Below are 3,991 nucleotides of genomic sequence, written 5' to 3'. Positions count from 1 at the left end.
CATGTTTTAATGAATTTCCCAACCCATAATCCACCAGTATAGCGTGCTGCCTTCTTAGTTGGTAGTGTATGGTTTGTGCCGATGCATTTATCGCCGTAAGACACATTTATTTATTGAGCGTAAAAAGCCCCGAAAGCTAGACAACACTTTCGGGGCTTTTTACTTCGTTCTTGCAATATTACTGACTAAAAGTGATATCTTAACTTCACTCCATAGTTTCTAGGATGTAAATAACTGCCCTGTACCAAGTTGTTACCGCCAACATTGGTTCTAGCCAAAACCTCTTCGTCCTCAATGTTTTCAGCAAACAGTTCTAAGGATAGTGTTTCATCAAGTGAAAGCCAGGTCACGCGTAGATCCGTCTTTGTATAAGAATCTTGTAACTGACTTGCGTATATTGACACATCATCTGTATCGTATTCTGCTGAATAATAGAACTGTAAGTAAGGCGTTATAGTGCCCTTATCGCCAAGATTAAACTCGTGTCCAGCACCTAAGCTAAGCGTCATATCAGGCGACCAAGGTGTCGTTGCACCGTCTAGCAAGAGAAGCCCATTATTGACATCACTCGAGAGTAAACCATCATTTAATTGGAAGGGATTAGTCACACCAAAACTATCGTATTCTGCATCCATCAAAGACAGGCCAGCATTAATAAACCAATACTCTGTTGGTACCCAGTTAACTTCAGCTTCAAAACCTAAGACATCTGAGGCTCCCGCATTTTCACTTACTGTTACTGCGGTAGACGTATTGCCTTCAGGAAACGTCAATCGCTGGGTAACAAGATTAGAAAACTCATTCATATAAAATGCAAAGTTCAGTTGCAATGAGTTGTCTAAAAACCTATTTTTCATGCCTACTTCCCATGCTTCCGACTCTTGCTGGTCAAATGAGCTTCCGTTACTGTTGAGACCTCCAGATAAAAATCCGGTAGAACCAGAGCCATATATCATGGAGTTATCGTTTAGATCGTAATTAAAACCAATTTTCCAAGTGACGATATCAAACGTTTCTGAACCTGCTCTGCCGTCAGCGACTGTATAGTTATATAAATCGATTGGACGTCCATTAATACCAAATTTAGAGACACCAGGTAAAAAGCTACCATCGCTGGCTTTTGATGTTCCAAAAGAAGTGGTGGTGTCTTTTTCTTCTTCGTTGTACCTGATCCCGGCGATTAAGGTCAATGCATCGGAAATGCTGTATTCCCCTTGGAAGAATAAACCTAGCGTGGTTACGTCGATTTCCTGGAAATCGGTGTAGTCACTAAAGCTGCCAGCCCCGAACGGGTCGATTGACTCGGTACCATTAAACAAGGTGAACTCTCTACCTTGAGAATCGGTGACGGTGCCAAATGGCGCGTTGGTTTGTGTTCTAAATTGAGAAAAACCAAAACCGATTTGGTCTTTTGAATAGTAAGCGCCAGCGGTCCAGAACAGGTTACTGTCGTTGTTAGAAGAAATCTGCAGTTCTTGCGTGACTGACTCAACCGCTTCGTCCCAAAAATAAGCATAGCCGGGAGTCGGACTGAAGTCACCATCAAAATCCAGAGCACTACTAAAATCGGTGTATGAAGAGACTGATTTAACAGTAACGCTGTCAAGATCCCAGTTAAGTTCAACTGTTAGATTATCTTCTTGGTTATCACGCTTATTTTCTGTGTCATAACTGACTTCGTTAGGTGTATCAAATCTCGCATTTGTGCCGGCTGAACCAGGTGCAGGATTACCAAAGTCTAAAATTTGGCCACGGACATCGGTGACTCCATCTTGATTAACCGGTGCAGGTAAACCTTCTGCTGAGAAAATACCAGGCGTTGTCCCTTTTTGCTTAATAGAGGTGAATCTTACAGTTGCATCAAAGGTCGCACTTGGTTGCCAATATGAGCTGAGGCGGTAGTTAAAACTATCGTCTTGTCCAAGATCACCTGCGGGCCCAACATTTTTAATATAGCCGTCACTGCGAACAGTCTGAACCGCTACCCTAATCGCCAAATCATCAGTAATTGGCTGATTGATAAAGGTTTCAGTGCTTCGACGATTGAATCGTTCGAAGCCAAGTTTGACACCCATATCAAAATCGCCAAGAGTTGCTCTATTCGTGGTCAGATTCACCGCACCAGCAAATGTATTTCGCCCATAAAGTGTGCCCTGAGGACCTTTCAACACCTCTATGCGAGCAACGTCAAAATATGCCTGTGACTGCTGTGACGCCCTAGGTCGGTAAACACCGTCAGCGAAAAAGCCTGCGATCGATGCGTTATCCGCAAAGGTATTATTAGAGTTAGCACCGCGGATCGCAATTTTTGCATCTGAGCCTATGAATCCGAATGCAACTCCTGGTGTAATTAATTCTATACGGCTGATATCATCGATGCCGTAGCGCTGTATTGCATCAGCGTTTAATGCCGTCACTGAAATGCCGACGTCCTGAAGACTTTGGACTCGCTTTTGTGCGGTGACTTCGATCACCTCAAGTCCAGTTTGTTTGTTACTTTCACCGGCTTGTTCGTCTGACTCCTGAGCCACTGCTTGTTGGGCAAGCAGAGCTGTTAGCACAGCAGCACAAACTTGAGACTTTTTGCTAGTTGAGGTTACCATCATCTGTTTTTCCTTTTTTATTATTGAATATAAGCATAATGAGACTGCCAAACTTTCGCTGCAGTTAACAAAACGTATTAATGATAAAACGCTTTGCTAGATTGTCTATTTATTGCACTACTGACATCATAGACTTCGAAGTCAAAATATGTCAAGCATAGATTGAAGAATTGTTATCAGATAGTTAATTAACCGATTCTTGCATTAAGATAAATAGGAATTAAGTTGTTGAATACAATAAGTAAGTCAAGTGCTGTACACTGCCCTAACCAATTCCCTCATGCCCGCATGTGTATAAAAGAGTAAGCTGTTTAAGTACCACCCTCCTGACATAAATTCTTGAGGATTTTTTATTATGAAACCATAGCGGTAAGGCTGAACTAGACGTGGCAGAAGCACCTCAACAATATTGATGCTAAAAAGGTATTTTTTTAACAGTCAATTGAGGCTAGTTTGTTGTCGGTATATTTGGCCTAATATCTTATTATTGAGCTCGCGTTGATTGCTTAAACGTCGCTTGTAGTTGTCTAGCACCCGCAAGCATAAAACTATGATCTGAACCCAGTAAAAATAATGAAACATGCTGTTTGAGCCAATGATCCAACTCATCTAGATTGGCAATAAACATACCTGTCGCAAGTTCATATTTATTAGCAATTTGAACAATCTTTGTCACTGCTTCGAGTACTTTTGGTGCATTAGGATCAGTCTCTCCTAGCGCAACAGTTAAATCCATTCTGCCAATAAATAAACAATCTACGCCTTTTACTTGGCAAATAGCGTCGAGTTGATCAAGCGCATCAATATCCTCAATTTGTGCGATTACCACTGTATTGTTAGCATTATGCGCAAGGTTTTGCTGCATGTTGTTTGTAGTATAACCGGCCATCCGCGTAGAGCCTGCATAACCTCGACCGTTATGACCGTAATAACATTGCTTAACAATATTTTCTAATTGCTGTGCAGTTTTTACATGCGGTACAACAATACCATCGGCGCCTAGATCTAAGGTATTTAAAATAGTATCGTGATGGTCGTTTGGGATACGCACTAAAACATGCTGCTGATTCGCTTTTGCTGCCAATATGCAGGTATCTAAATCACGCCTGTCGAAAGCGGCGTGCTCTGCATCAAGGCATATTGTCGCAAAGCCAACTTTTGATAATACTTCAGTGTTATGAAAGTGGGGTGTTTTTACGAATGTTCCTAATAGCGGCTGTTTATTGGCCAAAGCCTGTTTAAATTCATGCATCTTTTTTATTTACCCACTGTTTAATTAGATTGGCAATAATAGTTTATTGTTAATTCCTTACGGGCCCTACCGTCTTTCCTTGAACCAACGCGCCAGACCATACGCGAAGTTGAGCTGGATTGTCAGGCGCCGCTAT

2 protein-coding genes and 1 pseudogene are annotated in these 3,991 nt (G+C 41.8%); all 3 read right to left on the bottom strand.

Annotated features, from left to right (window positions below):
• Positions 1-107: pseudogene (locus tag G399_RS21665) on the bottom strand (histidinol dehydrogenase); the annotation flags it as partial.
• Positions 108-185: 78 nt separating this feature from the next.
• Entirely contained in the window at positions 186-2,606 is a 2,421-nt protein-coding gene (locus G399_RS0110850) for a TonB-dependent receptor (RefSeq protein ID WP_148277348.1), read from the bottom strand.
• Positions 2,607-3,087: 481 nt separating this feature from the next.
• Positions 3,088-3,855, bottom strand: coding sequence for an HpcH/HpaI aldolase family protein (locus G399_RS0110845; protein ID WP_006008897.1), 768 nt, complete (start codon positions 3,853-3,855; stop codon positions 3,088-3,090).
• Between the last annotated feature and the right edge of the window lie 136 nt (positions 3,856-3,991).

The sequence above is a fragment of the Brumicola pallidula DSM 14239 = ACAM 615 genome (assembly GCF_000428905.1).
In the GTDB taxonomy this organism is placed as follows: Bacteria; Pseudomonadota; Gammaproteobacteria; order Enterobacterales; family Alteromonadaceae; genus Glaciecola; species Glaciecola pallidula.
The sequence above is the reverse complement of the archived record's forward strand: the minus strand, read 5'-3'. Positions and strand labels throughout refer to the sequence as shown.